Annotated in this window: 14 protein-coding genes; 10 read left to right on the top strand and 4 right to left on the bottom strand. The window is 42.7% G+C overall.

Annotation, left to right across the window (positions count from 1 at the left end):
* Window positions 1-305: 305 nt before the first annotated feature.
* Window positions 306-3428 carry an S-layer family protein gene (locus V7K36_RS06475; protein WP_335114176.1) on the top strand — a complete coding sequence of 1041 codons (3123 nt, stop codon included), beginning with the start codon at window positions 306-308 and terminating at the stop codon, window positions 3426-3428.
* A gap of 300 nt (window positions 3429-3728) precedes the next feature.
* Entirely contained in the window at window positions 3729-6248 is a 2520-nt protein-coding gene (locus tag V7K36_RS06480) for a CHAT domain-containing protein (RefSeq protein WP_335114178.1), read from the top strand.
* On the opposite strand, the gene V7K36_RS06485 is transcribed toward V7K36_RS06480, so the two are convergent.
* From V7K36_RS06485 to V7K36_RS06500, 4 genes are all read right to left on the bottom strand, one after another.
* Entirely contained in the window at window positions 6190-7497 is a 1308-nt protein-coding gene (locus tag V7K36_RS06485; RefSeq protein WP_335114180.1) for a lactate racemase domain-containing protein, read from the bottom strand. The genes V7K36_RS06480 and V7K36_RS06485 overlap by 59 nt on opposite strands.
* 2 nt (window positions 7498-7499) lie before the next feature.
* Complete coding sequence (locus tag V7K36_RS06490) at window positions 7500-8336, bottom strand: SDR family oxidoreductase (RefSeq protein ID WP_335114182.1); 837 nt, start codon at window positions 8334-8336, stop codon at window positions 7500-7502.
* Between the two features lie 321 nt (window positions 8337-8657).
* A complete protein-coding gene (gene uxaC, locus V7K36_RS06495) occupies window positions 8658-10079 on the bottom strand; it encodes a glucuronate isomerase (RefSeq protein WP_335114184.1) in 1422 nt (473 codons plus the stop codon).
* A 194-nt stretch (window positions 10080-10273) separates the two neighbouring features.
* The gene (locus V7K36_RS06500) at window positions 10274-11302 is read right to left on the bottom strand and encodes a LacI family DNA-binding transcriptional regulator (RefSeq protein ID WP_335114186.1); all 1029 of its coding nucleotides are present in this window, start codon (window positions 11300-11302) and stop codon (window positions 10274-10276) included.
* Window positions 11303-11733: 431 nt separating this feature from the next.
* On the opposite strand from V7K36_RS06500, the gene V7K36_RS06505 reads away from it, so the two are divergent.
* The 8 genes from V7K36_RS06505 to V7K36_RS06540 all read left to right on the top strand — a co-directional run bounded on the left by V7K36_RS06505 (window position 11734) and on the right by V7K36_RS06540 (window position 22524).
* Window positions 11734-12219 carry a gluconokinase gene (locus V7K36_RS06505; protein WP_335114188.1) on the top strand — a complete coding sequence of 162 codons (486 nt, stop codon included), beginning with the start codon at window positions 11734-11736 and terminating at the stop codon, window positions 12217-12219.
* 187 nt (window positions 12220-12406) lie between these two features.
* A complete protein-coding gene (locus tag V7K36_RS06510; RefSeq protein ID WP_335114190.1) occupies window positions 12407-13303 on the top strand; it encodes an inositol oxygenase family protein in 897 nt (298 codons plus the stop codon).
* A 1098-nt stretch (window positions 13304-14401) separates the two neighbouring features.
* Window positions 14402-15409: an ABC transporter substrate-binding protein gene (locus tag V7K36_RS06515; protein ID WP_335114192.1), complete on the top strand. Its 1008-nt coding sequence runs from the start codon at window positions 14402-14404 to the stop codon at window positions 15407-15409.
* A 131-nt stretch (window positions 15410-15540) separates the two neighbouring features.
* A complete protein-coding gene (locus V7K36_RS06520; RefSeq protein ID WP_335114194.1) occupies window positions 15541-16593 on the top strand; it encodes an ABC transporter substrate-binding protein in 1053 nt (350 codons plus the stop codon).
* Between the two features lie 432 nt (window positions 16594-17025).
* Window positions 17026-18582, top strand: a complete 1557-nt coding sequence (locus V7K36_RS06525) for a sugar ABC transporter ATP-binding protein (RefSeq protein WP_335114196.1) — start codon at window positions 17026-17028, stop codon at window positions 18580-18582.
* On the top strand, window positions 18579-19577 hold the full coding sequence (locus V7K36_RS06530; RefSeq protein ID WP_335001260.1) for an ABC transporter permease subunit: 999 nt from the start codon (window positions 18579-18581) through the stop codon (window positions 19575-19577). The genes V7K36_RS06525 and V7K36_RS06530 overlap by 4 nt, the downstream gene beginning before the upstream one ends.
* A 213-nt stretch (window positions 19578-19790) precedes the next feature.
* Entirely contained in the window at window positions 19791-21191 is a 1401-nt protein-coding gene (locus tag V7K36_RS06535; RefSeq protein WP_334823405.1) for a sugar porter family MFS transporter, read from the top strand.
* A gap of 286 nt (window positions 21192-21477) precedes the next feature.
* Window positions 21478-22524: a Gfo/Idh/MocA family oxidoreductase gene (locus V7K36_RS06540; protein WP_335114197.1), complete on the top strand. Its 1047-nt coding sequence runs from the start codon at window positions 21478-21480 to the stop codon at window positions 22522-22524.
* The last annotated feature ends 201 nt before the right edge of the window (window positions 22525-22725 follow it).

A 22725-nucleotide genomic window follows, 5' to 3' on the forward strand; every position in this document is an offset into this window, starting at 1 on the left:
TTGGTTAAAAAGTCGAATCCGCAAAAAACTAGCGCAGTTTGATTGTTTACGAGATGCCATTGAGCACGTCTTACATTTTACGTCCTAAGTACCTTAGCGGTTGCTATAACTTATTCTTTTGGGAAGCATTACCTAAAGTTAAGTTTTAGAAACTTTACTATCATCTAGTTAAAATATCTGCTGAAATTAGTAAAAAGTTTATAAGGACGGCTAGCTGAAAACCCTTGAAGATGTGGCTGGAAGCCGTGGCGTAAGGGACTTGCATATTCACAGGTATGAAATGAGCAAGCGAGGCTGGTTATGATATGGCAATCTCTGGAGGTCGGAATTGGCACTCAGGTTTATTAGGAGTATTTAGCATTATTGAAGTGCTTGCTCATGTGATATTTGGTTCTGAAAATCACGCCTTAGCCCAGATTACCCCTGATGGAACATTGGGCGATCGCTCTTCAAAAGTCACTCCCAATGTCAATATTAAAGGACTTCCGGCTGACCGGATTGATGGCGGAGCAATTCGCGGTGCAAACCTGTTCCATAGTTTCCAGGAATTCAATGTGGGAGAGTTGCAGCGTGTTTATTTTGCCAATCCCACGGGAATCTCCAATATTCTTACACGGGTGACGGGAAGTAATATCTCGAATATTCTCGGCACTTTAGGGGTGAATGGTAGTGCAAATTTGTTTTTTCTCAATCCCAATGGTATTTTATTTGGGAAGAATGCACGACTGGATGTGGCGGATTCGTTTGTAGCGAGTACGGCGAATTCTTATACGTTTGGTAATGGGTTGCAATTTAGTGCAACTAATCCTCAGAGTCCTTCTGCATTACTAACAGTTAATCCTTCGGCATTGTTTTTTAATCAAATTGCTGCTGCAACGATTCAAAACAATTCAGTCGCACCAGCAGGATTAAATCAGTCCGGCTTTGATGCCTTTGGTCTACGTGTAGCTGATGGTCAAAGTTTGCTGCTAGTAGGTGGCAACATCAGCATGGATGGTGGAAGGTTAAATGCTTTTGGTGGGAGAGTTGAATTAGGGGGGTTAGCAGCACCTGGAAATGTCAATCTTCTTTTTAATGGCGATAATATCAGCTTGAAATTTCCTCAAAATGTGACTCGTACAGATGTATCACTTAATAATCAAGCGGGTGTATTTGTGACTGGTGCTGGTAGCGGTAATATTGCAGTTAATGCCCGTAATTTAGAGATATTAGGAGGAAGCCTCCTTTCTGCTGGTATCGGGCAAGGTTTGGGTACACCTGAAAGTGTTGCCGGGGATATTACCCTCAAAGCTACGGGGGAAATCAAAATTGCAGGTTCTGGGAGCGAAATTCGCAATTTAGTGCGCTTGGGATCAAAAGGCAATGGGGGTAACATAATTATCGATTCTGGTGACTTCTCATTACAAGACGGCGCTCAACTTGCTGCCTCAACTTCAGGAGTGGGAAAAGCAGGGAATGTGACAGTGGGTGCAAAAAATGCTTTTGACCTTGCAAATGGTAACATCCTTAGCACAGTGGAAGCCGGAGGTGTGGGTAAAGGTGGCAATATCGACATCAATGCAGCAACACTGTCACTCACTGATGGCGCTCAACTGCTAACCATTACTCGTGGTGCATCTGCTACCCAACCAGCAGGAAGAGGGGATGCGGGGAATGTCAATGTTTTGGTAACAGGCGCTGTTGATATTGCTGGGGAGAAAAATGGTTTTTTCAGTGGGATTTTCAGCTTTGTGGAGACGGGGACTGTTGGGAATGGGGGTAACATTTTTATCGATTCTGGTGACTTGTTATTACGAGACGGCGCTCAACTTGCTGCCTCAACTTATGGACAGGGGAATGCGGGGAATGTGACAGTGGGTGCAAAAGATGCTGTTTCCCTTGCAGGTCAACCAACTGCTATCTTCAGCACCGTAGAAGCAGGAGGTGTGGGTAAGGGTGGCAATATCGACATTAATGCAGCAAACCTGTCACTCACTGATAGCGCCCAACTGCTAACCATTACTCGTGGAGCATCTGCTACCCAACCAGGAGGACGGGGGGATGCAGGCAATGTCAATGTTTTGGTAACAGGTTCTGTTGATATTGCTGGCGAGAAAAACGGTTTTACCAGTGGGATTCAGAACTTGGTGGGAACGGGGACTGTTGGGAATGGGGGTAACATTTTTATCGATTCTGGTGACTTCTCTCTAAGTGATGGCGCTCAACTTGTTGCCTCAACTTATGGACAGGGAAATGCAGGGAATATTCGCATCAATGCAAAAGATGCAATAACTGTTTCTGGAACTAGTCAAGAGAGGGGATTTTCTAGTGCTTTATTCACATTTACTGATTCCACTTCCACTGGCATTGGTGGCGATATCACCGTAAACACCAATATCTTTCGCCTATCTGACGGCGCTTTACTGGATGCAAACACCAGAAATAATCAAAAGGGTGGCGATATTACAGTAAATGCAAACGTCTTTGAAACACTCAACGGCGGACAACTCACCACCACTACCTCAAGCAATGGACGTGCAGGTAAAATTACTGTCAATGCTGACGATCAGCTAATAATTAGCGGTATTGACCCTAGTTACAGCGATCGCATGACTAACTTTCCTGATAACGTAGTAAATATCGGCGTCAACAGTGGCTTATTTGTTAGTTCTACTGGTTCAGGAATCACAGGCGACATCGAAATTAACTCACCTAACATTATCTTAGACAACCAAGGTAAACTCAACGCCGAATCTGCATCCGGTAACGGTGGCGATATCAACCTCAATAGTGACTTACTCTTACTCCGTCGCAACAGTCAAATTTCCACCAACGCAGATACAAAAAAATTAGGTGGCAATGGCGGTAACATCAATATCAACTCAAGATTTATCGTTGCAGTTCCCAAAGAAAATAGCTATATCAGGGCTAACGCCTTCACTGGATCTGGTGGTAGAGTTGACATTACATCAGACGGACTTTTCGGTATTGTCCCGCAAAAAAGCCCAACCGAAAAGAGCGACATTACAGCGAGTTCCCAATTGGGAGTAAGTGGTAGAGTAACCATTAAAACCCCTGATGTAGACCCTTCTCGCGGCTTAATTCAACTACCCTCTAACTTCATAGATGCATCCCAACAAATCGCCGAAGGTTGCACACCCAGAAGAGGACAAAACGCCAGTCGCTTTATCGCTACCGGACGCGGTGGATTACCCCAAAGTCCTAATGAACCGTTGCGAGGACGAGCAGTGATTACAGGTTGGGTAGATTTGCCCTCACAAGCAACACCCAGAGTCACGGAGAAATTATCTACTGCAACTGTTACCACATTAACTAATCAAATTGTGGAGGCTCAAGGATGGATTGTTGATGCTAACGGTGATATTATCCTTGTAGCTCAATCTGGGCAAAGTTCTTCTATTCCCTCTGCCATTTCCTGTAGTCAATAATTCGTTACCCCAAGAGTATGGGGAGGAATTCCCATGAAACCCAAGAGTTGTAAAAACAATCAGTGGCAACGAATGTGTAACGGATCTAACAGATGGTTGATTCGTCTTTTTAAAATCCATGAGTTGCCTGTTTTCATTCTCTTGGTTCTGGTGACAGCTTTTTTGTGCATTATTGCTTTTCCGGTTGCTGCAACTATAAAGACACAACATAGGGAGCATTTCACTTTCGTAAAAAGCCTTGTCAAACCTCACCCCAACCCTCTCCTTGGTAAGGAGCAGGAATCTTGTTTCTCATCTGGTATGTTTGCAAAACTGAGATGCTCTCCACAACATATCGCTTCTTTAGGAATATCAATCCAAAATCCGACTGCACCAACACAAGACTTGCTGCAACAGGGTAAAGTGCTGTATGAGGCAGGACAGTTTGCAGAAGCGGTTAAAGTTTTGCAACAAGCAGTTAAAAGTTATGGCAGCCAAGGCAATGAATTGCGGCAAGCTGTCGCATTAAGTAATTTGGCATTGGCATATCAAAAACTGGGTAATTTGGCACCAGCGCAACAGGCAATTACAGATAGCTTGAAGTTGCTCGAAAAATCCTCTAATTCCCAAAATCTTCAGGTTCTGGCTCCAATTCTGGATATTCAAGGTAGTATTCAACTAGACTTGGGACAAGCTGAACAGGCACTTAACACCTGGCAACGTGCGGAAGTCAGCTATAAGCAATTAGGTGATCAAAATGGCATTACTCGCGATCGCATCAACCAAGCACAAGCATGGCAAGTTTTGGGGTTTTATCGTCGGGGTTTGACAATCTTGACTCAATTGCAGCAACAGTTACAATCACGACCTAACTCAGTCACCAAAGCAGTACAATTACGGTCTTTCGGTGATGCTCTGCAATTAGCCGGAGATTTGAAACAATCTCGTCAGGTATTACAGCAAAGTTTGGAAATTGCCCAAAAATTGGATTCTCCCCAGGATGTGAGCGCTGCTTTGTTCAGTTTAGGCAACACAGCACAAGTAGAGCAAGATTTTAAAGGGGCAATAGAATTCTATCAGCAAGCTGCGGCGATCGCTCCTAACCCGATTACCAAAGTTCAAGCTGAAATAAATCAGTTGAGTTTGCTAGTGAACACGGGACAAACACCAGCCGTGCAGACACTATTGCCGCAAATCCAAACTCAACTAGCAAAACTACCTCCTTCTGTGACAACTATCTATGCCCGAATTAATCTAGCTCAAAGCTTGATGAAATTTGGAACTACACCCGAAGCGATCGCTCAAATCTGCGCGATCGCTTTGCAACAAGCTGAATATTTGGCAGATCAGCGAGCCGAGAGCTTTGCCCTTGGGACTTTGGGCAGTGTATACGAGCAAACTAAACAATGGTCAATTGCTCAGAATCTCACTGAACGGGCACTGATCATAGCCCAAACAATCAACGCCCCAGATATCGCTTATCGTTGGTATTGGCAGTTGGGACGCTTGTTAAAACAGCAAGGAGAGATTAAGCGCGCTATTGCTGCCTATGATACTGCGGTCAGTGAGTTGCAGACTCTCCGTAGTGACTTAGTTGTTGTGAATCGAGATGTCCAGTTTTCCTTTAAAGAAAGTGTAGAACCTGTATATCGAGAGTCAGTAGAATTACTGTTGCAGTCTCAGCAAACTCATCCGAGCGAAGCAAACCTAGACAAAGCTAGACAGAGGATTGAAGCATTGCAACTGGCGGAATTAGACAACTTTTTCCGGGAAGCTTGCATTAATGCCAAAACTGTTTTGCTTGACACAGTGGTAGATAAAGATAATCCCACAGCCGCAATCATTTATCCAATTATTCTGCCTTCTGAACTCCAAGTTATTGTCAAAATTCCTAACCAGCCACTGCGTAATTATACAATCAAAAAATCACAGAAGGAGGTAGAAGCGACTTTAATAGAACTCAGAGAGTATCTTTTAGAACCTGATAGGACTGAGGAAGTGCAGGCGCTGTCACAAGAAGTCTATGGGTGGTTAATCAAAGGAATTGAGTCAGATTTAAAAGAAAGTGGAGTCAAAACCCTTGTATTTGTACTGGATGGAACATTGCGAAACGTGCCAATGGCTATACTGTATGACGGTCAGCAATATTTGGTAGAAAAATATGCTGTAGCACTCAGCTTAGGACTCCAGTTACTCGCACCCAAACCTTTGACAGAAACAAAACTCAACGTCCTAGCTGCCGGGTTAGTGCAACCACCACAAAACTTTCAACAGGAATTTCCACCGTTACCAGAAATTAAATCAGAATTCAAGTCCATTTCTCAAGCGATCGCCTCTACCACCGAGTTACTAAATCAGGACTTCAACAGCAAAAACCTAGAGAGTAAGGTCAATACTGTGCCATTTAATGTGTTACATCTGGCAACCCACGGTCAATTTAGCTCCAATACTGAGAATACTTTTATACTTGCTGCTGATGGGCCAATCAACGTGACGCAATTTGATAGCTTGCTGCGCCGTCGGGATGAAACTCGCTCAGAAGCCTTGGAAATGCTGGTTTTGAGTGCTTGCCAAACTGCTAATGGTGACAATCGCGCCACGCTAGGGCTAGCAGGAGCATCCGTGAAAGCTGGTGCCCGTAGTACCTTAGCTTCACTGTGGCATATCAATGATAAATCTACTGCGATCTTAATTGGTGAATTTTATCGTGAGTTAGTTAAAACTAAGATGACAAAGGCTGAAGCCTTGCGTCGTGCCCAAGTAAAGTTGTTAAAAGATTATCCTAATTACAGTCGTCCTGGTTACTGGGCACCTTATGTTTTAGTTGGTAACTGGCTTTGATACGGTATAGTATCTCGCCCGCCTTTGGCACAAGCAAGATACTTTCATCCTCACGATTAGCCCATTCAGTGGGTCGAATGGTAACCGGATCGCGATAGTTCAAATTATGAGCAGCACAGCGTTCAGCAGAAATACCAGTAGCTAAAGTGACGCGAATCCGCGCTTGTTCCCCGAACATCGGATCAAAAGTACCCATACCTTTTAAGTGAGTACTATGAGCCAGCACTCCACCGGGATAGGCTTGGAATTTATCCCACTGTTTGAGGAAGTAATCCCGGACATGATAGCCAATTTGGGCTAGGATTTCGCCGTGTGTATAGCTAAACTCGGTAATGTGAGGAGCATATATAATTACTTCACCTCCGTCGGCCACTACTGGCTCTAGCTTGTACATTCCTTTAGCTGCTGTCCAAATGTCGTCATACATTTGAGGCATTACTGAAAGCACTTGTTTAAATGGCTGATCTACATGTTTAATATGCAGTTTGGCCGATAATTTTGCAGCACCCTCCCAAGCTGACTCTGGTTTATCTATATATAGTCCAGCTAGCTGATTCGTTTTTGGTGCGACTACCATCGCTAGGCAAAGCTTCGGGGTAGAAATCAGGCTAGCGGCTCGGTTAATCAAGCGCCGAACTGGTGTTATTCCCGGTGTACCAATAATTTCGTAACAGGTGATTAAAGCACCTAACCAGTGTGATAAATCAATTACTTCCTGACCACCAATGCCGGGAAAAAAGTATTTATTTCCACCAGAAAAACCGACAACTTCGTGGGGAAAGACCGGGCCGCAAATAATTATTAGATCGTACTCTGTTACCAGCTTATTAACACGGACTTCAACAGCCTGATGCAGCATTGCCCGGCTGATCTCTGCTATCTCATCTGCCGAAATCACTCCACAAGAAATAAAGGTATCTGGCTGATTCCAAAGGTGGTTAAAGATGCGAACTTTTTTAAAGGTTGTTTCTCGCTCCTCTGATGTTACTCCTACCAAGTGATTGATTTGTTCTTGGCTCATGGGATTATGTGTACCCAGAGCGATCAAAAAATCCAGAGCCGCAACCCTCTTACTCAACTCATTATGGAGCAATCGAAACATTTGAGGTATGGGAGCAGTGCGGGTGCCATCTGGAATTAATATTAAGATGCGCCGTCCATCTAATTTAGGGTCTGCTAAAGCTTGATGAACTAGTTCGGAAACTTGCTTGTCTGAAAGTGTCCCGTTAGTTACAGCTAGTGAATACATTTTTAAACTCCACTGTAGATACTAAATCCACCGTCTACCGGCACCACTACCCCGTTGACAAAACTAGAACCAGAACTGCATAACCAAATTAAGGTGCTGAGTAATTCATCCGGTTTTCCGAAACGTCCGGCGGGGGTATGCTCAATGATTTTTTGCCCGCGTATAGTCAAGCTTCCATCTGGATTTAGGAGTAAATCTCGATTTTGCTCTCCAATAAAAAAACCTGGCGCGATCGCATTTACTCGCATTCCATCTCCATACTTTTGGGCGAGTTCTACCGCTAGCCAGCGAGTAAAGTTATCTATCCCGGCTTTCGCGGCTGAGTAGCCAACTACGCGGCTAATCACCCGAATGGCAGACATGGAAGAAATATTCACAATACAACCGTGAGGCTGTTTTTTTTCGACCATTGCTTGACCAAAAACTTGGCTGGGGAGTAGAGTACCGACTAAGTTTAGGCTAACTACTTCTTCAAAAGCTGCATGTGGCAGATCAAAAATAGTAGCATCAGCAGTAATTGTGGCAGCCGGAATATTACCACCAGCCATGTTTACTAGGATGTCTATTTGGCCCCAATGCTGTATAATATTATCCCTCGCTATTTCTAATTGGGAGCGATCGCTAACATCTGCCAGCACAACTATGCTTTCTCCACCGTTAGCAGTAATCTCAGCCACTACCGCACCCGCCCGTGCTTCATTGCGACCCAAAACGGCGACTCGCGCTCCAGCAAGGGACAAACCCTTTGCCATAGCCGCACCAAGCACACCAGAACCGCCTGTGACTACTGCTACCTGCTCTTTTAGGCTAAAAAGTTTATTAAAAATCCAGTCTGACATTAATGATTCTCCTGCTTATTCCAATTTGTAATTAAAAAAGTCAATATTTAATCTGGGGTGAATTGAGGGGTGAAATTTAAACGCAAAGGGAAGGCAGCGCAGTCTTCTCCCAAGGGGAGACGCTAAAAGCGATGGGGGTTTCCACGCCACTTGCTTTATGCCGGGGAACCCGTCCACCGCAGTGGCTCCCCATGAGCGACTGCCGTCGCAGAGGGAAGCGCAAAGGTACGCGGAGAATTTCTAGATGGAGGCAGGAAAAAGAGATTTTATGAGTGACGTTGAAAGGGATAATCTTAATAGCTTGATTTGGGAGAATTGGTATTAGTTCAATTTGTAAGCAACTTTAGCGAGGTCGTAAGCTAAAGCGCGGACCATGTTGTAGCCTTCTTCTTCTTCTACCAATCCCCGTGTTACCAATCCGGCTAACCAGTTACAAGCTACTCGCCGCCAGACATTGTGACGAGCCGGAATAGATACGAAAGCCCGTGTATCATCATTAAACCCGGCAGTATTATAAAGTCCGGCAGTTTCCATTACCTGATTGAAGTAGCGCTCCATGCCATTTATGCTGTCGTGAAACCACCAAGGCGGCCCGAGCAGTATGGTGGGATAATGACCGGCTAGCGGAGCCAATTCTCGGCTGTAAGTGCTTTCATCCATGCCAAAAAGAATTAAGCTAAAGCGCTGATCATTACCGTAAGCTGATAACAATGGGCGCAGATTTTGAGTCCATTCTATTTTTAGCGGAATATCAGCACCTTTATCAGATCCAAATCTCTCAAATAAAGCAGCGTTATGGTTACGCATCACACCACAATGCATTTGCATCACCAAGCCATCTTCCACACTCATCCGAGCCATTTCTATGAACATATGACCGGTAAAATGTTCTACATCACCTGGATTCAGCTTATCGGTTAATGCTCTAGCAAAGATAGCTTCTGCTTCTTGGTCAGAAAGGCGTGTGGTATAAGGTGTAGCTGCACCTTGATCGGTAGCTGTCGCGCCCATTTTTTTAAAGAAAGCTCGACGTTCTTCTAAAGCTTGCACAAAAGCAGCGTAAGTATTAATTTCTTTACCAACAGCGTTTTCCAATTTGCTAAGATTTTCGCGCCAACCAGGAGCATCCAAGTTAACTACTGCATCTGGTCGAAAAGTTGGTCTGATTTGAGTAAAACCTTCTTCGTGGAGTGATCGCTGATTCTCTAGGCTATCACTGGCTGCATCGGTAGTACAAAGCACTTCGATGTTAAAGCGTTTGAATAAAGCACGAGGGGAGAACTCAGGCAAAGCTAACAAACCTTCCAGGTAATCATAGATATGTCCAGCATTGTGAGAGTTTAAAGGTTCATCTACGCCAAAGACGTTAGTTAGTTCCTCTTTCAGCCACAACCCGGACGGAGTACCCTGGAATAGATAAAAATGTTCGGCGAACAATTGCCAGATTTTGCGGTGATCAGTTTCTGGCGGTGATCTATCACTGGTAGGTATGCCCAAAGCTTGCAGAGGTACACCCCGACTATAGAGCATCCGCAAAAGGTAATGGTCAGGGATAATAAATAATTCGGTCGGTGAACCAAAACGGGCTGCTGGATTAGCTAATAAGGCTGGATCTACGTGACCATGTGGGCAGACCAAGGGTAGCGCAGATATGCTGTCAAAAAATTGATGGGCTAGTCGTCTTTGAACTGGTTCTGGAGAAAAACAGCGATCGGGAGATAAGCTCGGTTTTTTGGTTAACATAATTTTTGTTTGGTTAAAATTTTTAGTGGTGCTGAGTGAAAATATGAATTTGCCTCACGCCCAGACGCAGATAAACCCCGTCCATTTTGAAACCTGGAGTTTTTATGAGAGTATATTTTCGGTTGTGGCTTGAGTTCTGAGCTTTACTCTCATTACAAAAAAACTACAATTTTTAAGATAGACACGGTTTAAGATTACTTACTTAATGCTGCACTACTACCACGCTGTACTAAAAAAGGAGATAAAACGCGGTTTTCTACAGTTTTTTCTTCTAATAAATCTAGTAACATTTGCATGGCATAGCCACCAATTTCTAACATTGGCTGGCTGACTGTGGTCAGTGCTGGCGTTACATAACAGCCTAAAGCAATACCATCAAATCCAACGAGACTTAAACTTCGCGGTACTAAAATACCTAGTTCTTGGCAGGCTAACAGAGCGCCAACCGTCACCATATCGTTGTAACAAAATATGCCTGTCACTTCAGCAGTCAATAGTTTAGCAAGCATATTTTGTCCGGTAGCAACATCGCTGGTTCTGGTATCATATTCGTCACTAATTGCGACCCAATCAGTATTCTCTGGTAGACCAGCTTCAGCCAGAGCCATTCGATATCCTTCTAGGCGCTGCTGATTCGACCTGCTGCGATCGCCTACACCCAGATAACCAATAGCGGTGTGTCCCAGACTTATTAGATGCTCTACGGCTAATTTAGCACCTAAGCGATCGTCTATTGCCACTGAATGAAATATTTCGGATTGATCTTCGGTCTGGCTATTAATCAGAACTGTGGGCACAGCAATTTGCGTTAGTTGTTTGGTATGCTGTTTACTAATTCGTGAGTCGGCTACTAAGATCCCGTCTACTCTACGGCGATGAAAAGTATCAATAGCTGCTATTTCCTGCTCAAAATCTCGGTGGGAAGCACTTAACAAAACACTCAAGCCTGCGGGTCTGGCTATTTTCTCGATTCCCTCTACTACCTCAGCGAAAAAGGGATCTGCAATGGAAGTTACTACTACACCAATGGTATTGGTGCGTTTATTTTGCAAGCTTTGAGCAATAGCATTCGGTACATAGTTCATCTCCTGCGCCAGTTGCTTAATTTCTTCTCGCACTTTCGGGCTGATGAGAGCGTTATCTCGCAAAGCGCGTGAAACTGTGGAATGAGAAACACCTGCTCTTTGAGCAATATCTTCAATTGAAATTCTTCGTTTATTCATTTTTCATTTTAATTCTTTTATATTAATGCACACCTGTGCATTAATATAAATTATAGGAAATAATCGTTATTTGTCAAGAGATTTTAATACAACTCACATTTTGCATGGAAAGGAGTTATCTCAGAACTTGCACCAGTCCCTACAACCGCCTCAGAATTCATTCTGAGGCTGATAGCTAAAGTCGTTCTTTAGAAGACTGAATATAGTTTGTAGTCTACGCTTAGTGGACTTGCGCTATTAGCCTGAGAATTTATTCTCTGGCGGGATATGGGGCAGGTGCAAGATATAACGTTATACCAATTCTTTGTGAAACTGCACAAAATCAGATAGTATTGGGGATTTTGCCCTTTGATTTAACCTTACAGGTAATCGGTATTAGGAGTCCTGAATTCTATCTTCGTTTCAATAACTTAACTTTTCTTAAGAAAAATATGATTATTATCGTCATGGGTGTATCTGGTTCTGGCAAAACTACGATAGGAAAACTGCTAGCAGATTCCTTAGACTGGGAGTTTAGCGACGCTGATACTTTCCACTCGCCAGAGAATGTTGAGAAAATGCGGCGCGGTATTCCTCTGAGTGAAGCTGACAGGATGCCTTGGTTGCAAGATTTGCAAACAGCTATTAAACACTGGCTACAAGAAAATCAAAATGTGGTGCTGGCGTGTTCGGCTCTAAAAGATAACTATCGGCAATTTCTGGTGTTCGATAGCGAACGCATCAAGCTAGTTTACCTCAAAGGATCTTATGAGTTGATTCAAATGCGGTTGAAAGAGCGTAGCAATCATTACATGAGCGAAAAACTCCTCAACAGTCAGTTTAATACTCTTGAAGAGCCATTGGATACCATATCTATTGATGTTGCACAGCCACCCCAGATAATTGTCCAAAACATTAGAACGGCTTTGGGAATTTAGCTTATTGGTGACAACCGTAAGATTAAGATTAATCACGTCTCTACGAAAACCTCAAAGACGAAATGAAACTTAACACACGCTTATGCACAGGTGTGCAAAAATAAGTTCAATACAGGCTATGCACACCTGTGCATGGAAGGAAGTGCAAAATTACATTTAATAAATCAATATTGACAATTAAAAAAATATGTCTCAAATTCTAAATAATGCCATTGCTCAAGCTCAAAACAATCCCTTACATTCGCTAGAAGAATGGGAAGAAGACTTACTTAATCGCTATCCCGATCCAGACAGCATAGTTAAAGAAGGTAAAACCACCGAAGAGTACAGAAATTACAAAGCGCCGACTAGAGACACGGTGAAAGAGTTCTATCGGTTAAATCATATCAATCAAACGTATGATTTTGTATTAGAGAAAAAAGAACACTTTCTCAAGTTGGATAAGAAAGAAATGTCTGTCTGGGATGCATTGGAATTTTTGAATCAATTAGTTGATGATTCCGATCCTGATACAGACTTAGATCAGTTACAACATCTATTGCAAACATCAGAAGCCATTCGCGCCGATGCACACCCAGACTGGATGGTACTTACTGGCTTGTTTCACGATATGGGGAAGGTACTTTGCTTATTTGGTGAACCCCAATGGGCCACAGTAGGCGATACTTATCCTGTGGGTTGTGCATTTTCTGATAAAATTGTTTTCTCGGAATTTTTCAAAGAAAATCCTGATTCCAATAACCCTATATATAATTCTGTATATGGTGTGTATGAGCCGAATTGTGGCTTGAGTAATATCCAGATGTCATGGGGGCATGATGAGTATGTATATTACATGATGAAAAACTATTTGCCTGAATCTGCATTGTATATCCTCCGCTATCACTCATTTTATCCTCAACATCGCGAAAATGCTTACGAGTATTTGATGGATAAACACGATAAAGAAATGTTTAAATGGGTGAAGTTATTCAATCCCTACGATTTGTATTCAAAGAATCCTAATCCTCCTGATTGGCAAAAACTAAAGCCTTACTATGAAGATTTAGTGGCTAAATATTTACCCACAACTTTAAAATTATAAATCTCCGCTAGTAGCAAGGGCAAAGAATTTAAAAAATACCCTATAAACATTATAACTGATTGGGCTTATGGAGATTGCGATTATTTTTCCCTAATAATGAATAACAATTCTTCAGCAACCCTAAACCGAGTGGAATGTTTTCTAGGAAATAATAGCAGATTGCCACTTATAAAAGTATAAAATATTTGTGCAGATGTGCTGAGGTTTATAGCCAGTGACTCGATTTTCCTTTAATTCCCAAAACGACTGAACAGGCGCGAACTATTCATCGCGTCCGTTCTTTCACATCTTGACAACGGCGGTAATGAGATGAGAATAACTTTTTTAGTGTTCTTTCTCTCTCTATCCAAAGAATTAGTCTGGTTAAGATATAACAAGACTAGCTTTGGCAACTTAATATAGCAAATAAGCGCACTTCACAAGCATATTTGAATCAACTCTGAAAATTAGATAATAGGATTTATAAAAATGGTAATTTGCTATATTTTTCTACCTCTAAAAGATAGATTTGAAAGGAACCATTCCCCTCCTACAGGATTGAATTTTCTAAATTAAAGTTAAGTGAAATATGTTAAGTTTTTTAAACTCTACCGAAGCTGAAAACTACTTAACTTTCACAAATGCTCCAGTACAAAAAGTTTAAGCTACATAAAGATGGAACAGTTTTCTTGACTTTGTAAAGTTCGATAAACGGCGCTCATATTTGGAATAATCCAGGTTAAACTAAAATTAATGTAAAACTAAATATAAATTCGCAACCTTGATAACATCAGGTTCTAATAATTTTACTTAAACGCTATTCTTAGCGCTGGCAATTCCAAATGTAGTTTCACAAATAAAATGTGATTTTTTGATGTAGCGTAGTGTTCATAGTTTTGCTTTAACAAACAAAACATCTAAATTTAGGGCAATTCATAGCACTAACTCAAATCAGGTAACAATATAAGACCTTTGAGAATAATTTAAATTGTCAAAACCAGCAGTAATGCTAGGTTATGTCTGAAGTTTTCAGACATAGCTCATATTGTGATAACTTGGCAAATTTTTATTCTACTGACCTTTTTAAAATTTAAATTCCGTTGTTAGAAATAGATGAATATGAAGAGAATTTCGCTTATCGTTGGCATATTAGGTTTCGCTGTTGTTGGTTGTACGAATGGCTCTCGAACTGACAAGATTGCTACTAATACTGTTACTAACGCTGCTACCAACACTAGTTTAGAGAGTCAGGTAAATGCTCCAAATAGAAAATTGCAAACAATCGGCGTTGCTCTTGGTGATTTGGGCAATCCCTTCTATAATGCAGTGCAGAAGGGGGCTGAGATAGAAGCCAAGAAAATCGGAGATAATATCAGAGTTAATGCGGTTTCGAGTGCCTTTGACCTGAATCAACAAACCAACCAAATCGAAAATTTTACGGCTGCAAATACTGATCTAATTATCCTCAGCGCTGTTGATAAAAAAGGAGTTAAACCAGTTATTGACCAAGCAAGGCTTGCAGGTAAAATTGTCATTGCAGTAGATTCTGCTGTTGATGCAGATGTGGATGCGATGATTAGCTCCAACAATACCCAAGCGGGAGAGATTGGTTGCCAATATATTGCCGATCGCATCAAAGGTCAAGGTAGTGTAGTCATCCTTAACGGTACTCCGATGGACTCAATCAATCAGCGAGTGAGTGGCTGCCTTGAGTCATTGTCTAAATATCCGAATATCAAACTGATCTCTAAAGACCAAAACGCAGAAGGGACTAGGGATGGAGGACTGAGAGTGATGAGCGATTTGCTCACAACCTTTCCCAAAATTGATGCCGTTTTTGCCACGAACGATCAAAGCGGTGTTGGTGCAGATTTAGCTGCTAGACAAACCAGACGTAAAGAATTTTTTATTGTTGGGGTTGACGGATCACCAGATGCAACCAAAGCAATGGAAGATAAAGATGGTGTATTTGCTGCAACTGCTGCTCAAAATCCCGCAGAGATGGCTCAAAAAGCGGTTCAGATTGGCAATGATATCATTCAGGGCAAAAAACCTGAGTCACCTAATATTCTGATTCCAGTCAAGTTGGTTACTAGACAGAACCTCAGTAGCTACAAAGGCTGGTAATACTAATTCGTAATTCGTAATTAGGACACATAGAAAAAGGCTTGATACACGAGGGTTACAATACTTTACCCTGTTTTTTAAATAGATCGTTTCCAAATTTGCTGTAAGGAAGAATGACTTCTAGGAGATATATGAATATGAAAAGGATTGCGTTTACCCCTGGTGTTACGGTTCGTGTAATTGCAGCTAGCATATTAGGTATCATCAGTGGTAGTCTTGTTGGCTGTACAAATACTCCTCCCGATCGCAACACTGCTACTAATACTGATACAAAACCGGCTACCAATATAAGTGCAGAGAATAAGACTGCCACTGGGAATACAAAATTACGATCAGTTGCCTTCACTGTTGGTGATTTAAGTAATCCCTTCTTCGTCCTCATGGGACAAGCAACTGAGGCAGAAGCGAAGAAAATTGGCGGTAAGGATGTCAACGTTAGCGTAGTTTCTAGTGCCTATGACCTCAATCAACAAGCTAATCAAATTGAAAATTTCACTGCTGCCAATACTGACATCATTATCGTCAATGCTGCTGATAAAAGTGGCATTAAGCCAGCGATTGAAAAAGCGAAACTAGCCGGTAGAATTGTCATTGCGGTAGATACAGGTGCTGAAGGAGGGGTGGACGCCACCATTACTACTAATAATGTCCAAGCTGGAGAAGTTAGTTGCAAATATATTGCTGACCGCCTCAAAGGTAAAGGCAATATTGTAATAGTTAACGGGCCGCCAGTGGACTCGGTGATTCAGCGAGTTAGTGGCTGCGAGAATGTATTGTCCAAATATCCTGATATTAAAATACTCTCTAAAAACCAGAATGCAGAGGGTAGTCGAGATGGAGGACTCAGAGTTATGACTGATTTACTGACAACCTTTCCGAAAATTGATGCTGTTTTTGCCATCAATGATCCGAGTGGAGTCGGCGCAGAACTAGCAGCTAACCAAGCACAACGTAAAGATTTCTTTATTGTCGGGGTTGATGGTGCGCCAGAAGCTATAACTGCGATCGCTGCTAAAGATGGTTTATATGCAGCGACTGCTACTCAAAATCCGCGAGGGATGGCCCAAAAAGCAGTTCAAGTTGGCAATGATATCTTAAATGGTAAAAAACCAAGTAGTTCTACCATTTTGATTCCAGTTAAGTTGATCACAAAAGATAATGTTAGTACAGAAAAAGGCTGGTAAGTAATAAAAATTGTGAATGTGCAATTCAAAATTATGCCTAATCTGAATCCTTTGATGCGTTTGTAAAGTTTTTGCACATACCTATAATGTCCGGCGGTTTTCACTTAAATTAATAGACATCTCATATCCAATTCCTTGCTTTTCCCTGATAAAAGATCGATTTGGAGAGAGGTTAAAACTTTATTACACCCAATCGAAAACCGCTATGTATGTGCATTAGCGGAAAGTATGAGTCACAATTTCTAGTACTCAGAAATTTTCCAGACAGTCCACATCAACTAACGTTAAAAACGAAGTATGAAAATATATTTTTCCAACTTTTTCTTTTCAAACTAGTGGTCAGCTTTTAAAACATGATTTTGTGATTAGGTATGAGTTTATTAATTCCTAATTCACAATCGCGAATTTTAAATTTTTTTACAGGAGATGTCCATGACAACAACTATTGAAACCTCAGTTCCTGATGCACCAACTAGCACCCCGGTGTTAGAAATGCAAGGGATTACGAAACGATTTCATGGTGTATCTGCGCTCCAAAATGTTAATCTGACGATTTATCCGGGAGAAGTTCACGCCCTCATGGGTGAAAACGGAGCAGGCAAAAGCACATTGATGAAAATTCTGGCTGGGGCTTACATTGCCGATGAAGGAGAAATTCGCATCAATGGTCAACCCCTGAAAATTACCGATCCGGCCACAGCACGCAAGTCGGGTATTAATCTCATTTATCAAGAACTGAATGTTGCACCTAATTTAACCGTTACCGAAAATATGTTTATGGGTAGCGAGTTGCAGCGAGGTCAGTTTTTAGACCGCAAAGGGATGCAACTGGAAGCCGAGGAAGTGTTGGAAAGCCTTGGAGCCAATTTTACAGCGCAGACTGTGGTTGGTACTTTAGCGATCGCAGAACAGCAGCAAGTGGAAATTGCGCGAGCGCTGAAGGATAAAAGTCGCGTTTTGGTGATGGATGAGCCAACAGCAGCCCTATCTGACCGCGAGACTGAGCATTTATTTGAGGTAATTCGCAAACTGCGGAATGATGGCATTGCGATTATTTACATCAGCCATCGGATGGAAGAAATCTATGCCTTAGCTGACCGGATTAGTGTGCTGCGTGATGGTCAATATATTGGTAGTCTCACCCGCAGTGAAATTTCTCCACAGCGATTGGTGCAGATGATGGTCGGTCGCTCCATGCAAGACTTTTATGAACATCAACGGCAAATGAATCCTGGCCCAGTGGTGCTGGAAGTCAGAAATATGAGCGACGCCCGCAAGAAGATTGAGCCGACTAGTTTTGAAGTTCATGCTGGAGAAATTGTCGGTTTAGCGGGGCTGGTTGGTGCAGGACGCACAGAACTATCCCGGCTGATTTTTGGTGCAGACCGCAAGGCCAGTGGTGAAGTATTTTTGAATGGCAAAAAACTGGAAATTAATACGCCCAGTGATGCCATTGCTGCGGGAATTGGCTACGTCCCAGAAGACCGCAAAGACCAAGGTTTATTTCTGGAGATGAGCTCCCGCAAAAATATTGCCATCAACACACTCAAGCAGGATGCAAAGGCTGGAATTGTTAACTGGGGTTCAGTGAATCGGCTGTCAACAGAGGCAGTGGAAAACTTTAATATCCGCCTAGCCAATTTGGAAATTAGAGCGCTCGATCTTTCTGGTGGTAATCAGCAAAAGCTACTGTTAGCGCGTTGGTTAGCCATTAAGCCAAGAGTACTGATGTTAGATGAGCCAACACGCGGCGTAGATATCGGTGCCAAAAGCGAAATTTACCGAATTATGAGCGAATTGGCAGCGCAAGGTGTTGCTATTTTAATGGTTTCCAGCGAACTATCGGAGATTGTCGGCATGAGCGATCGCGTCTTAGTGATGCGAGAAGGACAGCTGGTAGGTGAACTGGATGGCAGTCTTGGTAAAGAAATCACCCAAGAAAAGATTATGCACTATGCAACTGGAGCATCGGAGGTATTAGCATCATGAGTCAAACAGTCAGACCGCCTGCCAATAAATTAGCCAACAATCCCGTATCCCGCAACCGGAAATCAATTAGCACTTTGCTGGAAGTTGCGGGTATTCTGCCAATCTTAGTAATTATCTGCATCTTATTTGCATTCCTTTCTCCCAACTTCCTCACCGGCGGTAACATCGTTAATATCTTGCGTCAAGCATCAATCAATATTGTGCTGGCGACCGGAATGACCTTTGTAATTCTCACCGGAGGTATTGACCTTTCAGTTGGGTCAATCTTAGCTGTTTCTGCTGTAGTTGCCCTGCTGGTATCGCTACTACCGGCTTTAAGTTGGGCGGCTGTGCCTGCTGCCTTGCTTGCAGGATTGTTTTTGGGCTTACTCAACGGCGCTCTCATCACCTTTTTAGATGTGCCACCTTTTATTGTCACGTTAGGTTCACTTACAGCCTTACGGGGTGTAGCCTTTTTGGTTGCCAAGGGGACAACGCTGATTAACCGGGACATCAATTTTGCTTGGGTAGGTAACAGTTATGTCGGTCCTCTGCCGTGCCTAGTAATCATTGCGCTACTGACCGTAATCGCTAGCTGGTTTGTGTTGCGGCAAACTGTTTTAGGAGTGCAGATATATGCTGTCGGTGGTAACGAGCGGGCAGCCAGATTAACTGGAATTAAAGTTAATCATGTCTTGCTATTCGTCTATGGTATTAGTGGATTACTAGCAGGTTTAGCAGGAATAATGAGTGCTAGCCGTCTCTATAGTGCTAGTGGCGTATTAGGTCAGGGTTATGAATTAGATGCGATCGCAGCTGTTATTCTTGGTGGAACCAGCTTCACAGGCGGTATTGGTACCATTGGCGGCACCCTTCTCGGTGCATTAATCATTGCTATTCTCAACAACGGTTTAACTCTGTTGAACCTATCTTACTTCTGGCAACTAGTCGTCAAAGGACTAGTAATTATTTTGGCAGTGATGATTGACCGACTCCGCAGACGTTCTAGACGTTAAAGAATTAAGGGGATGGGGACTGGGGAGACGCAAAGAATAACTAACTAATCCCCAATACTTATCTACAAGAGGCTGCGCCAACGGCAATGCCCCATACCCCATGCCCCTCATCAGTGCTGACTTTTGAGTGCTGAGTGCTGAGTGGGGAATCTCACTTCTTTACTCGGAACTCGGAACTGTTTTGCCCAATGCCCAATGCCCAATATATAAACTATGTCTTCCACTACTGCTCGTCGTAAATCCAACACGTTATATGTTGTTTTGATTGCTGGTGCTGCTGCCCTTGGCGGCTTTCTGTTCGGTTTTGATACTGCTGTAATCAACGGCGCGGTTTTATCTCTATCAAAAGCTTTTAACACCAGTAGTTGGCTGACAGGGCTAGCAGTATCCCTAGCATTGCTAGGTTCTGCGGTAGGAGCCTTCTTTGCCGGACAGATTGCAGACCGTTATGGTCGAGTCAAGGCAATGGTGGTCGCTTCGGCGTTGTTTACTATCAGTGCCATTGGCTCTGGGTTTGCCTTCACTATCTGGGATTTTATCTTTTGGCGATTATTGGGTGGGGTTGGAATCGGCGTTGCTAGCGTCATCGCCCCAGCTTACATTGCGGAATGTTCTCCCACCCATTTGCGGGGAAGGTTAGGATCTCTGCAACAATTAGCGATCGTAGTAGGAATTTTCGTTGCTTTATTGAGCGACTACTTTATTGCTGTGTCAGCAGGTTCAGCAGACTTGCCGTTTTTGTTTGGGGTTGCAGCTTGGCGCTGGATGTTTTGGACAGCAGTCCCGCCAGCAGTATTCTACGGGATGGTGGCTTTAACAATTCCTGAATCCCCCCGTTATTTAGTTGCCAAAGGACGGGAGCCAGAAGCTGCTAACGTTCTGACCAAGATTTTGGGGGGTGATGTGCTGCCAAAAATTGAAGAAATTCGCCAGACAGTACTTCGTGAACGCCAGCCTAAGTTTTCTGACCTGTTGGGCAGAAGTGGTGGACTGCTCCCCATTGTTTGGATAGGAATAGGCTTATCTGTATTACAGCAATTTGTTGGTATTAATGTAATCTTCTACTACAGCAGCGTTTTGTGGCGGGCGGTCGGGTTTTCCGAAAAAGATTCCCTAACAATCACGGTGATTACAGGAGCCGTAAATATTATTACAACACTGATTGCGATCGCCTTCGTGGATAAATTTGGTCGCAAACCCTTGCTCATACTAGGGTCGATTGGCATGACCTTGACCTTGGGGACGATGGCTTCTATTTTTGGTACTGCTCCCCTGGATGCTTCTGGGAATCCCGCTCTCACCGGAAGCGCAGGTACTATGGCTCTGATTGCAGCCAACCTCTATGTGTTTTGCTTCGGTTTCTCCTGGGGGCCAGTAGTTTGGGTGCTGTTGGGAGAAATGTTTAATAACAAAATTCGAGCTGCTGCACTTTCTGTTGCTGCTGCCATGCAATGGGTTGCGAATTTCGTCATTTCCACAACATTTCCTCCCATACTGCAATATTTCGGTCTAGGTTCTGCCTATGGACTCTATACAATTGCGGCGGCTACCTCATTCTTTTTCATTCTCTTTTTTATTAAAGAAACCAAAGGAATTGAGTTAGAAGATATGTAATTGACATCGACTTAATGCCGCTTGCTATCAATACTATTCGGTTAAGGCAAGAGACGCAATAAATCGTCGTCTTTACAATAATCAGTCATTCGTAGAGACGGCGATTTATCGCGTCTTTGGGAGCTGGCGATTTATCGCGTCTTTGGGATTTTCATCAAATAACCTTAACCGAACCGTATTGGGATTGCTATAAATTTTGTGGTTTGGCCAACATGAGCGCCCTGATTATGCAAACTTTATGTGGGCAACTAAATACAAACTCTCGCTTCAGTAAATCACTAAAAAGATGGAAACTATCAATACGGCTCTTTGTTCTTATGGTGTGTCCGGCATGATATTTCATGCGCCGTTTATTGATTTGCATCCCGGATTTAAATTAGCCGGTTCTTGGGAAAGAAGTAAAAAGCTGATACAGCAACATTATCCTGAAGTAAAAAGCTATCCTTCTTTGGAAGCATTGCTGGCAGACGATAAAGTAATGTTGGTGGTTGTAAATACACCCACTTATACCCATTACGATTATACTAAACAGGCTTTGCTTGCAGATAAACATGTAGTGGTAGAAAAGGCATTTACCACAACAGTGGCAGAAGCCAAAAAGCTGAAAGAATTGGCCCAAAAACAGGAGAAAAAATTATCTGTATATCACAACCGCAGGTGGGATAGTGATTTTAAAACAGTCAAAAAAATTGTCCAGGAAGGCTTGCTAGGTGATATTGTTGAAGCAGAATTTCAAATTCAAAAATATAAACCAACCCTCAGCCATAAACAACACGTAGAAGTTCAAAATCCGGGGGCAGGAACATTAAACAACTTAGGACCGCATTTAATAGACCAAGCTTTGCATTTATTTGGGATGCCTGATGCTATTTTTGCAGACATCCGCATAACTAGGCAGCGATCGCAGGTAGATGATTATTTTGAGTTGATACTATACTACGACAAACTGCGCGTCAAATTAAAAGCAAGTTTTCTTGTGCGTGAGCCTGCGCGTGCCTATATCATACATGGCACTAAGGGTTCTTTTCTTAAAAGCAGAGCCGATAAACAAGAAGAGTATTTAGTAGCGGGTATGAAGCCTAATGCACTTGATTGGTATACAGAGCCAGAAAGTGAATATGGCTTACTTCATACAGAAAAAGACACAAAAGTAATTCGAGAAAAAATCAAAAGCTCACAGGGCAGTTATTTAGGTTATTACGATGCGGTGTACAAATCCATTGTTAATAATCAGCCAATTGCTGTTACTGTCGATGACGGAATTAATGTAATGCGGATTATAGAAGCAGCGATTAAAAGCAGCAATGAGCAAAAAGTCATAGCGTTGCTTTAAGTAACCTAAAACTTAAACTCAAAATATGTAACTTTAATGATGCTTATAGCGTTTCCTAATCACATGAGCTATATCATAGCCCCCTCCTCGCAAGCGGGGAGGGGGTTGGGGGTGGGGTTCTTGTAGCTTATAACCTAGAAGCTTTCATTCGAGTGTAATCTCTTGAGTTACAAAATCAGAATTCAACCATTTGCAAGTAAT

Origin of the sequence: Nostoc sp. (assembly GCF_036919555.1) — a bacterium.
In the GTDB taxonomy this organism is placed as follows: domain Bacteria; phylum Cyanobacteriota; class Cyanobacteriia; order Cyanobacteriales; family Nostocaceae; genus Nostoc.